The sequence below is a fragment of the Serratia sp. FS14 genome (genome assembly GCF_000695995.1).
Lineage (GTDB): Bacteria > Pseudomonadota > Gammaproteobacteria > Enterobacterales > Enterobacteriaceae > Serratia > Serratia nematodiphila.
On record NZ_CP005927.1, the window covers coordinates 1,779,981 to 1,799,356 of the forward strand.

Below are 19,376 nucleotides of genomic sequence, written 5' to 3' on the forward strand. Positions count from 1 at the left end.
TGTGCGGCGCACGCGGGTGCGCACGCCGCAGCGATAACAACGGTATTAGCCGGCCATCTGCTTTTCGCGGATCTCAGCCAGCGTCTTGCAGTCGATGCACAGATCGGCGGTCGGACGCGCTTCGAGGCGACGAATACCGATCTCCACGCCACAAGATTCGCAGTAGCCGAAATCATCGTCTTCCACTTTCTTCAGCGTTTTCTCGATCTTTTTGATCAGTTTGCGTTCACGGTCACGGTTACGCAGTTCAAGGCTGAACTCTTCTTCCTGAGTGGCACGGTCGGCCGGATCAGGGAAGTTGGCTGCCTCTTCTTGCATATGCGATACAGTACGGTCCACTTCGTCCCTGAGCTGGTTGCGCCACGCTTCAAGAATGCGCTTGAAATGCGACAACTGGGCGTCGTTCATGTACTCTTCGCCCGGCTTCTCTTGGTACGGCTCCACCCCAGCGATGGCGAGAATGCTCAAGGACGAGGTTTTACGGTTTTGCCCTTCTTGCATGTTGCTTCTCCTACATACACACGCACTATCGAATCCCCAATGCGGGGGAAAAACAGGCCGCTATAAATAACAGAAGGAAGGTAGGTTGGCAATTATTCCTGTCGCCCGCTTGACAATCGTGTGAAGGAGGGCGTATTTGGCGATCGTGCTGGCCGGTTGTCTATTTATAGGGACCCGACTGCGCTAATCGATAAAAAACGGCAGCTTATCGCAGAGATAAATACCGTCAGGTGATAACTTTGCCCCGTAGCAAACCACTTCCACTCCCAACTGCCGGACCTGTGCCAACAGCGCCGCATAGCGCTCATCTATATGATGTGCCGGTGCGACCTGCTCAATACCGCTGTGTAACACGGCAAAGAACAACACCGCCCGTTGCCCGCTTTCAACCACGCTGAGCAACTCACGCAGGTGCTTTTGCCCTCTGAGCGTTACCGCATCAGGAAAGTAACCACGTTGTTGTTGCAGTAATGTGACTGACTTAACTTCAATATAGCAGTTAACCCGATTTTCTGCCTGTAATAACAAATCGATACGGCTGTTTTCACCGCCGTATTTCACCTCGCCGCTGATTTTACTGTAACCGGATAATTCATTGATTAAATTGTGTTCAATCGCCTCGCGCACCAGCGCGTTGGCGCGCAGGGTATTGACGCAGATCCAGTGCCCCTGTTGGGTATGGGTCAACTCCCAACTGTGGGCGTATTTGCGCTTGGGATTGTCCGAGGTGGAGTACCAAACGGTGTCGCCGGGCGTGGCGCAGCCGGTCATGGCGCCGGTATTGGCGCAGTGCAGCGTAAAGGTTTCCCCTTCCGGGGTGATCACGTCCGCCAGAAAGCGTTTGTAACGTTTGATCAGCGTAGCGGAACGCAGCGGTGGAGAGAAAATCATGCGGATGCCTGTTTGGCCAGCGGCCACTGTTCGAGGTGTTGATAGCGGGTGCGGCCGTTTTCGAACACCGACTCATATAAGGAAAAGGCGTCGGCGCTGAACGCCCAGCCCGGCGTCGCCGGCGGGATCGCCACCGGCTGAGTGGCGGCGCGCAGCAGCGTGATGTGCGGATGGAACGGCAGCGCGCTTTGATGGCAGCCGCTGCGTGCGGCCTGCGAACGCAGCAGCTCGGCCAGCTGCAGCAGCCCGCGCGGCGCGCGGCGGGTGCCGAGCCAGACCACGCCGGGGCGCGGCCAATGGCCGAGATCGTCGAGCCGCATGCTGAAGCCGGGTTGAGCGATGCGGCCGGCCAGTTTGCGCAGCGCCAGTTCTTTCTGCGCGCTGACCTCGCCGAGAAACGCCAGCGTCAGGTGCAAATTGGCCGCCGCCACCGGCCGGCCGGCCTCCGGCGCAAACGCCTCGGCGCGCCAGCGGATCACCTGCTGTTGCAGGGCGTCAGGCAAGGACAGGGCGAAAAACAGGCGGCGCGAATTGGACATAAGGACTCGGCAAATGCATGACAAAACGGTCGGGAACAGCGGTAAACGTTACTGGCAGCGGCCCCGCGAGTGGCGCGGCGCACGAATGAGCTCCGTACTATAGCTAACGACGCCGCAGTTTGAAAGGCTACGGGGACAAAGCTAATGCTACACTGTACGCCGTTTAACGCTAACCACTACGGAGAATTCAGTGTCTTCATTGCCCGTCAGCGCGGTGCTCGATGAGTTGCTGGCTGCGCTGCAGTCTGCCCCGCAGGTGCTGTTGCACGCCCCGACCGGCGCCGGTAAATCCACCTGGCTGCCACTGCAGATCCTGGCTAAGGCCGGGTTGCCGGGGCGCATTATCATGTTGGAGCCGCGGCGGCTGGCGGCGAAAAACGTCGCCTATCGCCTGGCGCAGCAACTGGGGGAGGAGCCTGGTCAGACCGTGGGCTACCGCATGCGCGCCGAAAGCAAAAGCGGGCCGCAGACCCGGCTGGAAGTGGTGACGGAAGGCATTCTCACCCGCATGCTGCAGCAGGATGCCGAGCTGCAGGGCGTGTCGCTGGTGATCCTCGATGAATTTCACGAACGCAGTCTGCAGGCCGATTTGGCGCTGGCGCTGCTGCTCGACGTGCAGCAAGGGCTGCGCGACGATCTGAAACTGCTGATCATGTCGGCCACGCTGGATAACGCCCGTATGACGCAGCTGCTGCCGCAGGCGCCGGTGGTGGTGTCCGAGGGGCGCAGTTTCCCGGTTGAGCGCCAGTATCAGCCGTTGGCCAGCCATCAGCGGCTGGAGGATGGCGTAGCGGCGGCGGTGAAACGCATGCTGGCCGAACAGCCGGGATCTTTGCTGCTGTTCCTGCCGGGCGTGGCGGAGATCAATCGGGTGCTGGAGCGATTGACCGGCGAGGTGGCGAGCGATACCGATCTTTGCCCGCTGTATGGCGCGTTACCGCTGGCGCAACAGCAAAAAGCGATTCAGCCGGCGGCGCCGGGCCGCCGCAAGGTGGTGTTGGCGACCAACATCGCCGAGACCAGCCTGACGATCGAGGGCATTCGGCTGGTGGTGGACAGCGGTCTGGAGCGCGTGGCGCGTTACGACGTGCGCAATGGCTTGACGCGGCTGGCGACACAGCGCATCAGTCAGGCCTCGATGGTGCAGCGCGCCGGGCGCGCCGGGCGTCTGGAACCGGGCCTTTGCTGGCATCTGTTCGCCAAAGAGCAGGCGGAACGCGCGGTGGAACATGCTGAGCCGGAAATTTTACAGAGCGATCTCACCGGCTTCTGGCTCGAGCTGCTGCAGTGGGGTTGCTACGATCCGGCGCAGCTGACCTGGCTTGACGCGCCTCCGGCGGCGGCATTGGCGGCGGCCAGGGTGTTGCTGCAGCGGCTGGGGGCCACGGATGACGGCGATAAACTCACCGCGCCGGGGCGCCAGATGGCCGCATTGGGATGTGAACCGCGGCTGGCGGCGATGCTGGTCGCCGGCGCGGCGCTGAGCGCCGACGGCCTGGCGACGGCCGCGTTGCTGGCGGCATTGCTGGAAGAACCGCCGCGCGGCGGGCAGATGGATATCGGTTATTGGCTGAGCCGCCCGCAGCCGAACTGGCGGCAGCGCGCCGCGCAGTTGGCCAAACGTCTGCCGCAACGTGCGGGGCAAGTTGACGCCGATTTGGCGCCGCGGCTGTTGGCGCTGGCATTTACCGATCGCATCGCCCAGCGTCGCGGTCAGGACGGCCGCTACTTGCTGGCTAACGGCATGGGGGCGGCGATGAACCAGGATGAGGCGCTGTCGCGCACGCCCTGGCTGATCGTCCCCAGCCTGTTGCAGGGCCACAATAGCCCCGATGCGCGTATCCTGTTGGCGTTGCCGGTGGACATCGAAGCACTGGCGGCGCAGCTGCCGGCGATGGTCATGCAGCGCACGGCGGTGGAATGGGATGAAGAGAAGGGCACGCTGCGCGCCTGGAAGCGCCAGCAGATCGGCCGTCTGACGCTGCGCGCTCAGCCGCTGGCCAAACCGGCGGACGAAGAGCTGCAGCAGGCGCTGCTCGATTGGGTGCGCGCGCAGGGGCTGGCGGTGCTCAACTGGGAGGGCGCCGCCGAACAATTGCGGGTGCGCCTGCAGTGCGCGCAAGCCTGGCTGCCGGAGGCGGAGTGGCCGGCGATGGATGAAGAGCCGCTGCTGGCGGCGCTGGATCAGTGGCTGCTGCCGTCGCTGAACGGCGTGCGCGATCTGCGTGGCTTGAAGCAGGTCAACCTCGCCGAGGCGTTGTCCCGCCTGCTGGACTGGCAGCAAAAGCAGCGGCTGGATAATGCGCTACCCACTCATTACACTGTGCCGACCGGCAGCCGCCTGCCGATCCGTTATGAGGCCGGCAAACCGCCGGCGCTGGCGGTGCGTTTGCAGGAGATGTTCGGCGAGCAGCGCAGCCCGATGTTGGCGGAGGGTCGCATCCCGGTGGTGCTTGAGTTACTCTCACCGGCGCACCGGCCGTTGCAAATCACCGGCGATCTGGCGGCCTTCTGGCAAGGCGCCTACCGCGAGGTGCAAAAAGAGATGAAGGGCCGCTACCCGAAACACGTGTGGCCGGACGATCCGGCCACGGCGGTACCGACGCGCCGAACGAAGAAATATCAGTAGGTCGCGATCATTCAAGGTTTGGAATTCAGATGTTTCTTCTGGTCAGCGCTGCGGCGTCGGCACAGATTAAGCGACTAATCACGGCCGGCAGTGTCGGCAAGCTCGGAGAACAACAGCCATGGCTGGGGATGACCGCGAGCCCATCGGGCGCAAAGGAAAACAACCAAAAAGCACCGCGTCGCGCAAGCCGCCGCGCCGTCGCCGAGACGACGATTATGACGATTACGAAGAAGACGAGTATGACGATGATGAGTATGAAGAGGAGGAGGAACGCATGCCGCGTAAGGTAAAAGCGACTCCGCCGCGTAAAAAACGCCGCTGGCTCGGCCTGATTATCAAACTGATCCTGGTGCTCGCCGTCCTGTTGGCGATCTACGGCGTCTACCTGGACTCGCAGATCCGCAGCCGCATCGACGGCAAAGTCTGGCAATTGCCGGCGGCGGTGTACGGCCGCATGGTCAACCTGGAACCGGGCATGCCGTACAGCAAGAAGGAGATGGTCAACCTGCTGGAAGGCATGCAGTACCGTCAGGTCAGCCGCATGACGCGTCCGGGCGAGTTTACCGTACAGGCCAACAGCATCGAGATGCTGCGCCGCCCGTTCGACTTCCCGGATGGTAAAGAAGGGCAGATCCGCGCCCGCCTCGATTTCCAGAACAACCGCCTGGCGAAGATCGAAAACCTGGACAGCGGCCGCAGCTTCGGCTTCTTCCGCCTCGATCCGCGTCTTATCACCATGCTGCAGTCGCCGAACGGTGAACAGCGCCTGTTCGTGCCGCGCTCCGGTTTCCCGGATCTGTTGGTGGATACGCTGATCGCCACGGAAGACCGCCACTTCTATGAGCATGACGGCATCAGCCCGTACTCCATCGGCCGCGCGGTGCTGGCCAACCTGACCGCCGGCCGTGCGGTGCAGGGCGGCAGTACCCTGACGCAGCAGCTGGTGAAGAACCTGTTCCTGACCAACGAACGTTCGCTGTGGCGTAAGGCCAACGAAGCCTATATGGCGCTGTTGGTCGATTACCGTTACAGCAAGGATCGCATTCTGGAGCTGTATCTGAACGAGGTGTATCTCGGCCAGAGCGGCAGCGACCAGATCCGCGGCTTCCCGCTGGCCAGCCTGTATTACTTCGGCCGCCCGGTGGACGAGCTGAGCCTCGATCAGCAGGCGCTGCTGGTCGGCATGGTCAAGGGCGCGTCACTGTACAACCCGTGGCGTAACCCGAAACTGGCGCTGGAACGCCGCAACCTGGTGCTCAAACTGCTGCAGAACCAGGGTGTGATCGACGGCGAGCTGTATGACATGCTGAGCGCGCGTCCGCTGGGCGTACAGCCGAAAGGCGGCGTCATTACGCCACAGCCGGCGTTTATGCAGATGGTGCGTCAGGAACTGCAAACCAGGCTGGGCGATAAAGTGAATGACTTGTCCGGGGTGAAGATCTTCACCACGCTGGATCCGGTGTCGCAAGACGCGGCGGAAAAAGCGGTCGAAGACGGCATCCCGGCGCTGCGCGCCGCGCGTCACCTGCAGGATCTGGAAGCGGCGATGGTGATTGTCGATCGCTTCAGCGGTGAAGTGCGCGCCATGGTCGGCGGCGCCAACCCGCAGTTCGCCGGTTTCAACCGCGCCATGCAGGCGCGCCGTCTGGTCGGCTCGTTGGCCAAGCCGCCGACGTATCTGACCGCGCTGTCCGAACCGGATAAATACCGCCTCAACACCTGGCTGGCGGATGCGCCGCTGTCGCTGAAACAGCCGAACGGCGCCGTCTGGCAGCCGAACAACTATGATCGCAAATTCCGCGGTCAGGTGATGCTGGTGGATGCGTTGGCCAACTCGCTGAACGTGCCGACGGTGAACCTCGGCCTGTCGGTCGGGCTGGATCAGATCAGCGCCACGCTGCAACGCCTGGGCATCCCGAAAGCGGAGATCAACCCGGTGCCTTCGATGCTGCTGGGGGCGATCGGCCTGACGCCGATGGAAGTGGCGCAGGAGTACCAGACCATCGCCAGCGGCGGTAACCGTGCGCCGCTGTCGGCGGTGCGTTCGGTGATCGCCGAAGACGGCACGGTGCTGTACCAGAGCTTCCCGCAGGCGGAGCGTATGGTGCCGGCGCAGGCCGCTTACCTGACGCTGTACGCGATGCAGCAGGGCGTGGCACGCGGGACCTCCCGCTCGCTGTCGGTGAAGTTCCCGAACTACAACCTGGCGGCGAAAACCGGTACCACCAACGATCTGCGCGACAGCTGGTTCGCCGGCATCGACGGCAAGGAAGTGGCGATCGCCTGGGTCGGGCGCGATAACAACGGCCCGGCCAAGCTGACCGGCGCCAACGGCGCGTTGACCCTGTATCGTCGCTATCTGGAAAACCAGACGCCGCTGCCGCTGATGCTGCAGCCGCCGGAAGGCATTAACCAGATGAGCATCGACTCCGCCGGCAACTTTATCTGCGGCGGCGGCAGCTGGCGCACCATCCCGGTCTGGACCGACAATCCGCAGGGACTGTGTCAGGCCAGCCAGGCGGCGGTGCAGCAACAGCAGCAACCGGCGGCGGGGGAGCAAAAAGATGGCGATGGCGTCGCCGGCTGGATCAAGGATATGTTCGGCCAGTAATCGCTACCGGGGCGTCGGCCCCGGTGAAAGTTTTTTCTTTGTTATTAAGCCCGTAACCTTGGTTGCGGGCTTTTTTATTTTTCCGCTCGTTTTATTTCCCTGCTAACCGCAAGGCTAAGCGTCTAATCCTTAACCTATTTGCCCTATGAATTCGGCTTGCAGTTTAATTTGGCTTCTGCATAAAATGCGACGCTTATAATAATTATTATCGTTTACATTCGTCATTTAATTATTCATCAGAGAAATCAACTATGCCGACCAAGCGTCTTCCACCATTCGCGGCCAAGCAGGGCCGCCTCCCCGTCAGCGCGTTAGCGATCACCGTCGCCGCGGCGCTGGGCACGCTGGCGATGCCGGCCTTTTCCGCCGACGCCAAGCCGGCCGCCAAGGAAGACACGATTACCGTTGTGGGCGGTAGCAATACCGCCCAGCAGGAAAGCGCCTGGGGGCCGGTCGGCACCTATGTCGCCAAGCGCAGCGCCACCGGCACCAAAACCGATACACCGATCGAGAAGAACCCGCAGTCCGTTTCCGTGGTAACGCGTGAAGAGATGGACATGCGCCAACCGGATACGGTGAAGGGCGCACTGGCCTATGCGCCGGGCGTATTCGCCAGCCGTGGCAGCTCCACGACCTATGACGCGGTGGCAATCCGCGGCTTCCCGGCCACCAACACCACCCAGTATCTGGATGGCCTGCGGTTGCTGGGCGACAACTACAGCGAAGCGTCCATCGATCCTTATTTCCTCGAACGCGCCGAACTGCTGCGCGGCCCGGTCTCGGTGCTGTACGGCAAAAGCAACCCGGGCGGTTTGGTCTCGATGGTCAGCAAGCGGCCAACCACCGAGCCGCTGCGCGAAATCCAGTTCAAGATGGGCAGCGACAACCTGTTCCAGACCGGTTTCGATTTCAGCGACGCGCTGGACGATCAGGGCATCTATTCCTATCGCCTGACCGGCCTGGCGAAAGACAGCGATACGCAGCAAAACATGAGCAAAGAGAAGCGCTATGCGATCGCGCCGTCCTTTAGCTGGCGCCCGGATGACAAAACCAACTTCACGCTGCTGGCCAACATTCAAAACGATCCCTATACCGGTTATTACGGCTGGCTGCCGAAGCAGGGCACGCTGATCCCGTTGCCGGACGGCAGCAAACTGCCGACCGATTTCAACGAAGGCGAAGCCAGCAACTATATGGCGCGCAAGCAGCGGATGATTGGGTACAGTTTCGAACACGCCTTCAACGATACCTGGGCGGTGCGCCAGAACCTGCGTTATATGCAGGTGGACACCGATATGAAGAGCATCTACGGATTTGGCTTGTCATCACCGACGACGATCAATCGCGCTTATGTTCAGTCGAAAGAGCACCTGAACAATTTTGCGGTTGATACTCAGGCGCAGGCGAAGGTGAAAACCGGCGATATCGACCATACGCTGTTGTTTGGCGTAGATTATTCGCGTATGCGCAACGATATCAATTCCGACTATGGTTCCGCAGACGGCCTGAGCATGACCCAGCCGCAGTATGGCAATGATGTGGTCAATATCAACTTCCCATACAAGTATTTGAACCGTCAGGAGCAAACCGGCCTGTATGTGCAGGAGCAAGGGGAGTGGAACCAGTGGCTGTTGACGCTGGGCGGGCGCTATGACTGGGCGAAAACGTCGGCCAATAACCGCGTTCTCGGGTACACCAACGAACGCTCCGATGGGCAGTTTACCTGGCGCGGCGGATTGAATTACCTGTTCGACAACGGCGTGACGCCGTATTTCAGCTACAGCGAGTCGTTTGAACCGACCCTCGATACGTCAATCAACGGCCAGACCTTTAAGCCCTCGATCGGCAAGCAGTATGAAGCCGGTGTGAAATACGTGCCGAAGGATCGCCCAATCGTGCTGACCGGCGCGCTGTACCAACTGACCAAGAACAACAACCTGACGCCGGATCCGGATAACGCGCAGTTCAGCGTGCAGAGCGGCGAGATCCGTTCGCGCGGCGTGGAGCTGGAAGCCAAGGCGGCGTTGAATGCCAACGTCAACCTGATCGCCTCCTATACCTATACCGATGCGAAGTACACCAAGGACAATACCTATCAGGGCAAACCGACCGTCGAGGTGCCGAAACATATGGCGTCGCTGTGGGCGGATTATACCTTCCACGAAACGGCGGTGAGCGGTCTGACGCTGGGTTCCGGCGTGCGTTACGTCGGCTCCAGCTCGAGCTTCAACAGCGATAACTCCACCTTCAAAGTGCCGGACTACACGCTGGTGGACGCGACCATTAAATACGATCTGGCGCGCTTTGGCCTGCCGGGTTCGTCCGTGGGCGTCAACATCAACAACCTGTTCGACAAGACCTACGTGTCGAGCTGCTACCGCGACTACGCCTGCTACTGGGGCGCAGAACGCCAGGTGGTCGCCACCGCAACCTTCCGTTTCTAACCGGATAGTCGGGGCGGCGCCGCGTCGCCCCGGACAAAGCAGGATCTATGCAGGACAAACTTCTTAATCCCGGCGCGACCTTCGCGCTGGATAACGCCAGTTTCGCCGTCCCCGGCCGGGTGCTGCTGCAACCGCTGTCGCTCAGTTTTCCCCAGGGCAAAGTCTGCGGCCTGATCGGCCATAACGGTTCCGGTAAATCCACCCTGTTGAAACTGCTCGGGCGGCACCATGCGCCCAGCGGCGGCCAGGTCTTGCTCAATCAGCAGCCGTTGGCGCAGTGGGACAGCAAATCCTTCGCCCGCCAGGTGGCCTACCTGCCGCAGCAGTTGCCGGCGGCGGAAGGCATGACGGTGCGCGAGCTGGTGGCCGTCGGCCGTTATCCGTGGCATGGCGCGCTGGGGCGTTTTGGCGCCAACGATCGTCAACAGGTGGAAGAGGCCATCGCGCTGGTGGGCTTGAAGCCGTTCGCCAACCGGCTGGTGGACAGCCTGTCCGGCGGCGAGCGCCAACGCGCCTGGCTGGCGATGATGGTGGCGCAGGACAGCCGCTGCCTGCTGCTCGACGAACCGACCTCGGCGCTGGATATCGCGCACCAGGTCGAGGTGCTGGCGCTGATCCAGCGCCTGAGCCGCGAACGCGATCTTACAGTGATCGCCGTACTGCACGACATCAACATGGCGGCGCGCTACTGCGACCATTTGGTGGCGCTGCGCGGCGGTGAAATGATCGCCCAGGGCGGCCCGCTGGAGCTGATGCAGGGGCCGGTGCTGGAGCAAATTTACGGTATTCCTATGGGCACGTTGCCGCATCCGAGCGACGGCGCGCCGGTGAGTTTTGTCTACTGATGTCCTCTACATTCACTTCTTCTCACGATCCGCTGCGCCGCCGTTTGTTGATGGCGCTGGCGCTGTCGCCGCTGTTGGGTTCGTTGCCCGGCCGAGCGGCGGATGCGCCGCCGGATATCGCGCGCGTTGCGGCGCTGGAATGGTTGCCGATCGAGCTGCTGTTGGCATTGGGCGTGACGCCGCTGGCGGTGGCCGATGTGCATAACTATAACCTGTGGGTGGCGGAGCCAAAGCTGCCGGCGACGGTGGTCGACGTCGGCCAGCGCACTGAACCGAACCTCGAACTGCTGCAGCAACTGCAGCCTTCGCTGGTGTTGTTGTCGCAAGGCTATGGCCCAACGCCGCGCAAAATCCAACCCATCGCGCCAACCATGAGCTTCGGCTTCAACGACGGCAGCGGCAAACCGCTGACCGTCGCCCGCCAGTCGCTGCTGGCGCTGGGCCAGCGGTTGGGCATAGAAAGCCGGGCGGTAAACCACCTGGCGCAGTTCGACAGCTTTATGCAGGACGCGCGTCAGCGCCTGCAAAGCTACACCCGGCAACCGCTGCTGTTGTTTTCGCTGATCGACACGCGCCATGCGCTGATCATCGGCCAGAAAAGTCTGTTCCAGGAAGCGATGGATCAACTCGGCATTCGCAATGCCTGGCAGGAGCCAACCGATTTTTGGGGCACGGCGGTGGTGGGGATTGAACGATTGGCCACGGTGCGTAACGCCCGGGTCATTTATCTCGATCACGGCAATCAGGCGATGATGGACAAGGTCAGCGCGACGCCGCTGTGGCAGTCGTTGCCCTTCGTGCGGCAAAACCAGCTGCGGCAGGTGCCGGCGGTGTGGTTCTATGGCGCTACGCTGTCGACGATGCGGTTTTGCCGCCTGTTGGCGCAGGCTCAGGAGAGTGCGTCATGAATGCGGGCATCCGGAAATTGCCGCTGACGCTGATCTTGCTGTTGCTGGCGGCGGCAGGCGGTTTGACGATATATAACCTGGTGCAGCAGCTGCCGCCGGCGCAATGGGTGCGGGCGCTCAGCGCGCCGAACATCGACGACGTGCGGCAAATGCTGTTCCATTACAGCCTGCTGCCGCGGTTGACGGTGTCGCTGTTGGCCGGCGCCGGTCTGGGGTTGGTTGGCGTGCTGTTCCAGCAGGTGTTGCGCAATCCGTTGGCGGAACCGTCGACGCTCGGCGTGGCCGCCGGCGCGCAACTCGGCCTGACCATCGCCACGCTGTGGGTGCTGCCGGGGGGCGAGTTCACCCGCCAGTTGGCCGCTATGGTGGGGGCGATTGTGGTGGGCGGGCTGGTGTTCGGCGTCGCCTGGGGCAAGCGGATGTCGCCGGTGACGCTGATTCTGGCCGGGCTGGTGCTGGGACTTTACTGCGGCGCGGTCAACAGCCTGCTGGCGCTGTTTCATTACGATCAACTGCAGGGCATGTTCCTGTGGGGCACCGGCGCGCTGAACCAACAGGATTGGAGCGCGGTGCAGTTTATCCTGCCGCGTTTGCTGGTGGCCAGTGCGCTGGCGGCGCTATTGCTGCGCCCGCTGACGCTGCTGGGACTGGACGACGGCGTGGCGCGCAACCTGGGCCTGGGGCTGTCGATGGCGCGCTTCTGCGCCCTGGGGCTGGCCATTATCTTCAGCGCCATGCTGGTGAGCGCGGTGGGCGTTATCGGCTTTATCGGCCTGTTTGCGCCGCTGATGGCGAAGATGCTGGGCGCGCGCCGTCTGGCGCACCGCATGATGCTGGCGCCGTTGCTGGGGGCGCTGTTGCTGTGGCTGACCGATCAGGTGATGCTCGGGGTGACGCAGGTGTGGCGCGAGATCCCGACCGGTGCGGCCACCGCGCTGTTCGGCGCGCCGCTGCTGTTGTGGCTGTTGCCGCGTTTGCGCAGCGCCGCCACGCCGCCGCCGATGAACCTGGGCGATAAGGTGCCTGCCGAGCGCGGGAATCTGCCCGGCTGGATCCTGCTGGGTGGCCTCGTATTGCTGATCGGCCTGACGCTGGCGCTGATGCTGGGTAAAAATGCCGGCGGCTGGCACTGGAGCCTGGGGGCAGAACTGGACTCCCTGCTGCCGTGGCGCTGGCCGCGGGTGCTGTCGGCGTTGGCCGCGGGCATGATGCTGGCGGTCGCCGGCACGCTGATTCAGAAACTGACCGGCAACCCGATGGCCAGCCCGGAAGTGTTGGGCATCAGTTCCGGCGCCGCTTTTGGCGTCGTGATGATGTTGTTTATGGTGCCGGGCGACGCCTTCGTTTGGCTGCTGCCCGCCGGCAGTCTGGGGGCGGCCGTTACGCTGCTGATCATCATGATCGCCGCCGGCCGCGGCGGTTTCTCGACGGAACGCATGCTGCTCGCCGGTATCGCGCTCAGCACCGCCTTTACCACCGTCATCTTCCTGCTGTTGGCCAGCGGCGATCCGCGTATGGGGGGCTTGCTGACCTGGCTCTCCGGCTCGACCTATTCGGTGGAGCCGGCGCAGGCGCTGCGCACCGCGCTGGTGGCCGCCTGCCTGATGGTATTGGCGCCGCTGTGCCGCCGTTGGCTGACCATCCTGCCGCTTGGCGGCGCTACCGCTCGTTCGGTGGGGATCGCCTTGACACCTGCGCGATTGACCATCCTGTTGCTGGCCGCCACGCTGACCGCCATGGCGACCCTGACCGTGGGGCCGCTGAGCTTTGTCGGGCTGATGGCGCCGCATATGGCGCGCATGCTGGGCTTCCGCCGCGCGCTGCCGCAGATGGTGATCGCCGCGCTGCTGGGCGGCTTGCTGATGGTGTTTGCCGACTGGTGCGGGCGGATGCTGCTGTTCCCGTATCAGATCCCCGCCGGGTTACTGGCGACCTTTATCGGCGCGCCGTACTTCGTTTATCTGTTGCGTAAGCAGACGTCGTAATCGGCATCTCGGCCGTGCTTTTTCTGCCATCAAAGGCTCAGCGTCGCTGAGCCTTTTTTTATTTTTCATGGTGTTGTAGGGCACTGCGAGCGGTTGCGCAAAAATGATATTACGTGCGAAAAGGAACACGAGGCGTGGTGGTGAGATGAATATACTGCGGGCGGGTGCTCTGGATCTTTGTCTCTGGAGCCCGAGCGAAAGATACAAAGAGAAAAGCCCCGAGTCGATATTCATCAACCCGAGGCCTACTCTAACGCACGACAACGTTAAGTTAGCCTCTTACCCGCCGCGAGGCAAGGAGAAGAAGGCATGATGCCGAACAAACGGAGCCTGTTAAAATTGGTGGTTATTTGTGCCACGGTAATATCACTGGCATGGATAACCCGCAGCTCGCTGTGTGAGCTGCGTATCCGATCGGGCACTACGGAGGTTGCGGCCATTTTGGCTTACGAATCCGAACGGTAAGGCAACCCGGCGGCGGGGGGCTTTGCCTCCGCTTGCTGGCAGTCGATGCGTTGATCCGGGAGCACCCATCCGCTCAAAAAAAAACGGCGAGCCAAGGCTCGCCGTTTTTCATGTTGATGTCGGGGCTTATTTCAGGCCGGCGGCATCGCGCAGCAGCTCAGCTTTGTCGGTCGCTTCCCACGGGAAGTGCTCGCGGCCGAAGTGGCCGTAGGCGGCGGTTTCGCGGTAGATCGGCTGCAGCAGATCCATCATCTGGATCAGGCCGTATGGGCGCAGATCGAAGAATTCGCGCACCAGCAGCGTCAGCTGTTCGGTTGGCACTTTCTCGGTACCGAAGGTTTCCACCATGATGGAAGTCGGTTCCGCTACGCCGATAGCGTAAGACACCTGGATCTCGCAGCGATCGGCCAGGCCGGCGGCGACGATGTTTTTCGCCACGTAGCGCGCCGCGTAAGCCGCGGAACGGTCAACCTTGGACGGATCCTTACCGGAGAAGGCGCCGCCGCCGTGGCGAGCCATGCCGCCGTAGGTGTCGACGATGATTTTACGGCCGGTCAGGCCGCAGTCGCCCATCGGGCCGCCGATAACGAAACGGCCGGTCGGGTTGATGTGGTATTTGGTGCCCGCCGTCAGCCATTCCGCCGGCAGTACCGGCTTGATGATCTCTTCCATCACCGCTTCTTGCAGATCTTTCAGCGCGATGTCTTCGGAATGCTGGGTGGACAGAACGACGGCGTCGATGCCGACGATTTTGCCGTCGTCGTATTGGAAGGTCACCTGGCTCTTCGCGTCCGGGCGCAGCCACGGCAGGGTGCCGTTTTTACGCACTTCGGACTGGCGCTGCACCAGACGGTGTGCGTAGGTCACCGGAGCCGGCATCAGCACGTCGGTTTCGTTGGTGGCGTAGCCAAACATCAAGCCCTGATCGCCGGCGCCCTGCTCGAGAGGATCGGTACGGTCAACGCCCTGATTGATATCCGGGGATTGCTTGCCGATAGCGCTCAATACTGCGCAGGAGTTGGCGTCAAAGCCCATGTCCGAATGAACGTAGCCGATCTCGCGCACGGTCTTGCGGGTGATCTCTTCGATATCGACCCAGGCGCTGGTGGTGATTTCACCGCCGACCAGGACCATGCCGGTTTTCACGTAGGTTTCGCAGGCGACGCGCGCCTTCGGATCTTGTTCCAGGATGGCGTCGAGGACGGCATCGGAGATCTGGTCGGCGATTTTATCTGGATGTCCTTCGGAGACGGATTCGGACGTGAAGAGGTGTTTAGCCATTGTGTTCTTTACCTTGCATAAGACGGGTTAGAAATTACTGCACAGCGCTGGAGATCCGGCATCGAAGCGAAGGGTCTTCCGCTGATGGCGCGAGATGCATCCTGCAACGCCCCTCAGGCAAAGCCGTTAAGCAGTTTATCAGTTAACCAGTATAGATGGATTAACATCTGGACGTCTATTTTAGGTCAGGGTTTAGCCAGATTGCCAGTAATTTTTTGCGCTTTCGCTCTTTTGCGCAAACGGGTTGGCGCCATTTTCATCGCTTGAAACAGTTTTCGGCGAATTTTCATTTTGCTTTTTCACCTGCTTACCGGTATAAACTGCGCGCGCGGTTCATTTGCTGCACAGTACGGCGGTCTGGCGTGGGGGAAGGTACGATAAACTTCCGCTTTGCATTCGCCGGCATTGCGCTATTATCCGTCGCGGGCGTTCGCCGTGGCGCCGCCGCTTCATCGAACGGTCACGTTCTTACACTATTTTAGAGGCTGGGTCGTTCACTCCGAACGGCGCGCGTGGAGGTGGTTGGATTAATGATCCGTTGTCTACCGGTTGTTGGTTCCCAACAGCAGTGCCGTTCTGGCGCACATTCTTCTGCTATTTCCCGTCTTGTCTCTCTGTCACTTACCAGGTGCGATAAACACTTGGCCGCTACTCAGGATTCTCGGGCCGGCTAACGGTCGTCTGAAGAACTGAACAAGGGTAGCCTGCAGCCTTCCTGTGGGATGTTTCTTGGCCCGATTCACGAGGTTTGAACAGGGTGTCTTACAATTATATGAGTGATAAACCGATCGCTGACCGCGAACGGCAGTTCTCTTCGCTGCCGCCGGCGCGGCTTGTTGGGTTGTTCTCGCGGGTTGTAGCTGCGATAGTGGCTGGCGGTTTCGTCAGTACGGAATGTGAGGCGAACCATGTCTGATGATCTGTTGATTCACCGTCCGCCGGTTGCGGGCGAGTCTTTATCTTTGCGCTCCATGCAGGAGGTTGCCATGAATGATCGTAATGCCAGCAAGATGCTGCGTACTTATAACGTCGCCTACTGGGGCAACAATTACTATGACGTCAACGAGCTGGGCCATATCAGCGTGTGCCCGGATCCGGATGTCCCGCAGGCGCGCGTCGATCTGGCAGAACTGGTGAAAACGCGCCAGCAAGACGGCCAACGTCTGCCGGCGCTGTTCTGCTTCCCGCAGATCCTTCAGCATCGCCTGCGTTCGATCAACGCCGCGTTCAAACGCGCGCGCGAGTCCTTCGGTTACCAGGGCGGCTATTTCCTGGTGTATCCGATCAAGGTGAACCAACATCGCCGTGTGATTGAATCGCTGGTGAATTCCGGCGAACCGCTGGGGCTGGAAGCCGGCTCCAAGGCCGAGCTGATGGCGGTGCTGGCGCATGCCGGCATGACCCGCTCGGTGATCGTCTGTAACGGTTATAAAGATCGTGAATACATTCGCCTGGCGCTGATCGGGGAAAAACTGGGGCACAAGGTGTACCTGGTGATCGAAAAGATGTCCGAGATCAACCTGGTGCTGGAAGAAGCCGAACGCTTGAACGTCATACCGCGCCTGGGCGTGCGTGCGCGTCTGGCGTCGCAAGGCTCCGGCAAATGGCAGTCGAGCGGCGGCGAAAAGTCCAAATTCGGTCTGGCGGCGGTGCAGGTGCTGAAGCTGGTGGAGACCCTGCGCGAAGCGGGCCGTCTCGACAGCCTGCAGTTGCTGCACTTCCACCTGGGCTCGCAGCTGGCCAACATTCGCGATATCGCCACCGGCGTGCGCGAATCGGCGCGCTTCTACGTTGAGCTGCACAAGCTGGGCGTCAACATTCAGTGCTTCGACGTGGGCGGCGGTTTGGGCGTCGACTACGAAGGCACCCGCTCGCAGTCCGATTGCTCGGTCAACTACGGCCTGAACGAATACGCCAACAACGTGATTTGGGGCATCGGCGACGCCTGTAACGAACACGGCCTGCCGCACCCGACGGTGATCACCGAGTCCGGCCGCGCCGTGACCGCGCACCACACGGTGCTGGTCTCCAATGTGATCGGCGTAGAGCGCAACGAATTCAGCGAACCGCAGCCGCCGGAAGCCGACGCGCCGCGCGCGCTGGAAAGCATGTGGGAAACCTGGCTGGAAATGAACGAGCCGGAGAACCGCCGCTCGCTGCGTGAATGGCTGCACGACAGCCAGATGGATCTGCACGACGTGCATACCCAATACGCGCACGGCATGCTGGACCTGACCAAGCGCGCCTGGGCCGAGCAGCTGTATCTGAACATCTGCAACAAGATCCAGCAGCAGCTCGATCCGAGCAACCGCGCGCACCGCCCGATCATCGACGAATTGCAAGAGCGCATGGCGGACAAGTTCTACGTCAACTTCTCGCTGTTCCAGTCGATGCCGGATGCCTGGGGTATCGATCAACTGTTCCCGGTGCTGCCGCTGGAAGGGCTGGATAAGCCGCCGGAAGGCCGTGCGGTGCTGCTCGACATCACCTGCGATTCCGACGGCACCATCGACCATTACGTCGACGGCGACGGCGTGGCGACCACCATGCCGATGCCGCCGTACGATCCGGAGAACCCGCCGGCGTTGGGCTTCTTCATGGTCGGTGCGTATCAGGAGATCCTCGGCAACATGCACAACCTGTTCGGCGACACCGCCTCGGTTGACGTGTACGTGTTCCCGGACGGCAGCGTCGAGACCGAATTGTCCGACGAGGGCGACACCGTGGCGGACATGCTGGAGTACGTGCAGCTCGATCCGAGCGCGCTGCTGTCCAAATTCCGCGATCAGGTCAAAGAAACCGATCTGGACAGCGAGCTGCAGGCGCAGTTCCTGGAAGAGTTTGAAGCCGGCCTGTACGGTTACACGTATCTGGAAGACGAGTAACCGCCCTCTTCAGGGGGGCGATGTCGGCCCCCTTGAAGCATGAGCAAAATGCGGCCATAATCTGCCGTATCGGTAGCACCGAAACACACATCGAATAAATCCCTTTCTCGTCGGGCTAACGACGCGGGAGGGATTTTTTTTGTCACGGCCCGGCGTCTACGCCCGGCAACTTGTTGAACTACGAGGGTTTACTATGAGCACCTTAGGCCATCAGTCCGATAATTCATTAGTGTCCAACGCCTTTGGTTTCCTGCGCTTTCCGCTGAACTTCATGCCTTACGACAGCGATGCAGAGTGGGTCATCACCGGCATTCCGTTTGACATGGCGACCTCCGGTCGCGCCGGTGGCCGTCACGGCCCGGCGGCCATCCGCCAGGTGTCCACCAACCTGGCCTGGGAAGGCAACCGTTGGCCGTGGAGCTTCGATCTGCGCGATCGCCTGAACGTGGTTGACTGCGGCGACATCGTGTTCAACTTCGGCGATGCGCAGGACATGAGCGACAAGCTGCAGGCGCACGCGGAGAAACTGCTGAAGGCCGGTAAGCGCATGCTCTCGTTCGGCGGCGACCATTTCGTCACCCTGCCGCTGCTGCGCGCGCACGCCAAGCATTTCGGCAAGCTGGCGCTGGTACACTTCGACGCCCATACCGATACCTACGCCAACGGCAGCAAGTTCGACCACGGCACCATGTTCTACCATGCGCCGAACGAAGGCCTGATCGATCCGCATCACTCAGTACAGATCGGCATTCGCACCGAGTTCGACCATGACAACGGCTTCACCGTGCTGGACGCCGCGCAGGTGAACGATCGCAGCGTGGACGACCTGCTGACCCAGATCAAAGGCATCGTCGGCGATATGCCGGTGTACCTGACCTTCGACATCGACTGCCTCGATCCGGCGTTCGCACCGGGCACCGGCACGCCGGTGATTGGCGGTCTGACTTCCGATCGCGCGCTGAAACTGGTGCGCGGCATGCAGTCGCTGAACATCGTTGGCATGGACGTAGTGGAAGTGGCGCCGGCTTATGACCAGTCCGAGATCACCGCGCTGGCCGCGGCGACGTTGGGTCTGGAGATGCTGTACCTGCTGGCGGCCAAGAAACACGCCTGACGCCAGGCCACGCCTCGCTGAAAAAGCGGCTCCCATCGTATGGGGGCCGCTTTTTTTTATTTCATTTGTCGCCATCCGTGCGGCGATTTTCAGTCTGTTGCAACGCCTTTGCGCAATCCTGCGCAGAAATGAAAAAGAGTCAGGAAGAAGGGAGCCGGGATAGCGGGGTGGATGAATATACTGCGCGCGGGTGCTCTGGATCTTTGTCTCTGGAGCTTCTGCGAAAGATACAAAGAGAAAAGCCCCGAGTCGATATTCATCAACCCGAGGCCAACTCT

13 protein-coding genes are annotated in these 19,376 nt (G+C 61.4%); 9 read left to right on the forward strand and 4 right to left on the reverse strand.

Annotated features, from left to right (window positions below):
• Positions 1-45: 45 nt before the first annotated feature.
• From dksA to thpR, 3 genes are all read right to left on the reverse strand, one after another.
• Positions 46-501: an RNA polymerase-binding protein DksA gene (gene dksA, locus L085_RS08040; protein WP_004937569.1), complete on the reverse strand. Its 456-nt coding sequence runs from the start codon at positions 499-501 to the stop codon at positions 46-48.
• 183 nt (positions 502-684) lie between these two features.
• Positions 685-1,392, reverse strand: a complete 708-nt coding sequence (sfsA, locus tag L085_RS08045; RefSeq protein ID WP_004937572.1) for a DNA/RNA nuclease SfsA — start codon at positions 1,390-1,392, stop codon at positions 685-687.
• Positions 1,389-1,931 (reverse strand): RNA 2',3'-cyclic phosphodiesterase, encoded by a 543-nt coding sequence (thpR, locus tag L085_RS08050; protein WP_044030507.1) that lies wholly within the window; start codon positions 1,929-1,931, stop codon positions 1,389-1,391. The genes sfsA and thpR overlap by 4 nt, the downstream gene beginning before the upstream one ends.
• Before the next feature lie 190 nt (positions 1,932-2,121).
• Here thpR and hrpB point away from each other — a divergent pair, with 190 nt between their 5' ends.
• From hrpB to L085_RS08085, 7 genes are all read left to right on the forward strand, one after another.
• The gene (gene hrpB / locus L085_RS08055) at positions 2,122-4,560 is read left to right on the forward strand and encodes an ATP-dependent helicase HrpB (RefSeq protein ID WP_193378778.1); all 2,439 of its coding nucleotides are present in this window, start codon (positions 2,122-2,124) and stop codon (positions 4,558-4,560) included.
• Between the two features lie 118 nt (positions 4,561-4,678).
• Complete coding sequence (gene mrcB, locus L085_RS08060) at positions 4,679-7,171, forward strand: bifunctional glycosyl transferase/transpeptidase (protein ID WP_015379021.1); 2,493 nt, start codon at positions 4,679-4,681, stop codon at positions 7,169-7,171.
• Between the two features lie 251 nt (positions 7,172-7,422).
• Positions 7,423-9,615 (forward strand): ferrichrome porin FhuA, encoded by a 2,193-nt coding sequence (gene fhuA, locus L085_RS08065; protein ID WP_044030509.1) that lies wholly within the window; start codon positions 7,423-7,425, stop codon positions 9,613-9,615.
• A gap of 47 nt (positions 9,616-9,662) precedes the next feature.
• A complete protein-coding gene (gene fhuC / locus L085_RS08070) occupies positions 9,663-10,460 on the forward strand; it encodes a Fe3+-hydroxamate ABC transporter ATP-binding protein FhuC (protein WP_044030510.1) in 798 nt (265 codons plus the stop codon).
• The gene (gene fhuD, locus L085_RS08075; RefSeq protein WP_044030511.1) at positions 10,460-11,368 is read left to right on the forward strand and encodes a Fe(3+)-hydroxamate ABC transporter substrate-binding protein FhuD; all 909 of its coding nucleotides are present in this window, start codon (positions 10,460-10,462) and stop codon (positions 11,366-11,368) included. The genes fhuC and fhuD overlap by 1 nt, the downstream gene beginning before the upstream one ends.
• Entirely contained in the window at positions 11,365-13,353 is a 1,989-nt protein-coding gene (fhuB, locus tag L085_RS08080) for a Fe(3+)-hydroxamate ABC transporter permease FhuB (protein WP_044030512.1), read from the forward strand. Before fhuD ends, fhuB begins: the two co-directional genes overlap by 4 nt.
• 312 nt (positions 13,354-13,665) lie before the next feature.
• Positions 13,666-13,818, forward strand: a complete 153-nt coding sequence (locus L085_RS08085) for a Hok/Gef family protein (RefSeq protein WP_004937594.1) — start codon at positions 13,666-13,668, stop codon at positions 13,816-13,818.
• Positions 13,819-13,944: 126 nt separating this feature from the next.
• On the opposite strand, the gene metK is transcribed toward L085_RS08085, so the two are convergent.
• On the reverse strand, positions 13,945-15,099 hold the full coding sequence (gene metK, locus L085_RS08090; RefSeq protein ID WP_004937596.1) for a methionine adenosyltransferase: 1,155 nt from the start codon (positions 15,097-15,099) through the stop codon (positions 13,945-13,947).
• A gap of 908 nt (positions 15,100-16,007) precedes the next feature.
• Here metK and speA point away from each other — a divergent pair.
• Together speA and speB are read left to right on the forward strand one after the other, a co-directional pair.
• Entirely contained in the window at positions 16,008-17,984 is a 1,977-nt protein-coding gene (speA, locus tag L085_RS08095) for a biosynthetic arginine decarboxylase (protein WP_004937600.1), read from the forward strand.
• Positions 17,985-18,177: 193 nt separating this feature from the next.
• The gene (gene speB, locus L085_RS08100; RefSeq protein ID WP_044030513.1) at positions 18,178-19,098 is read left to right on the forward strand and encodes an agmatinase; all 921 of its coding nucleotides are present in this window, start codon (positions 18,178-18,180) and stop codon (positions 19,096-19,098) included.
• Positions 19,099-19,376: the final 278 nt, after the last annotated feature.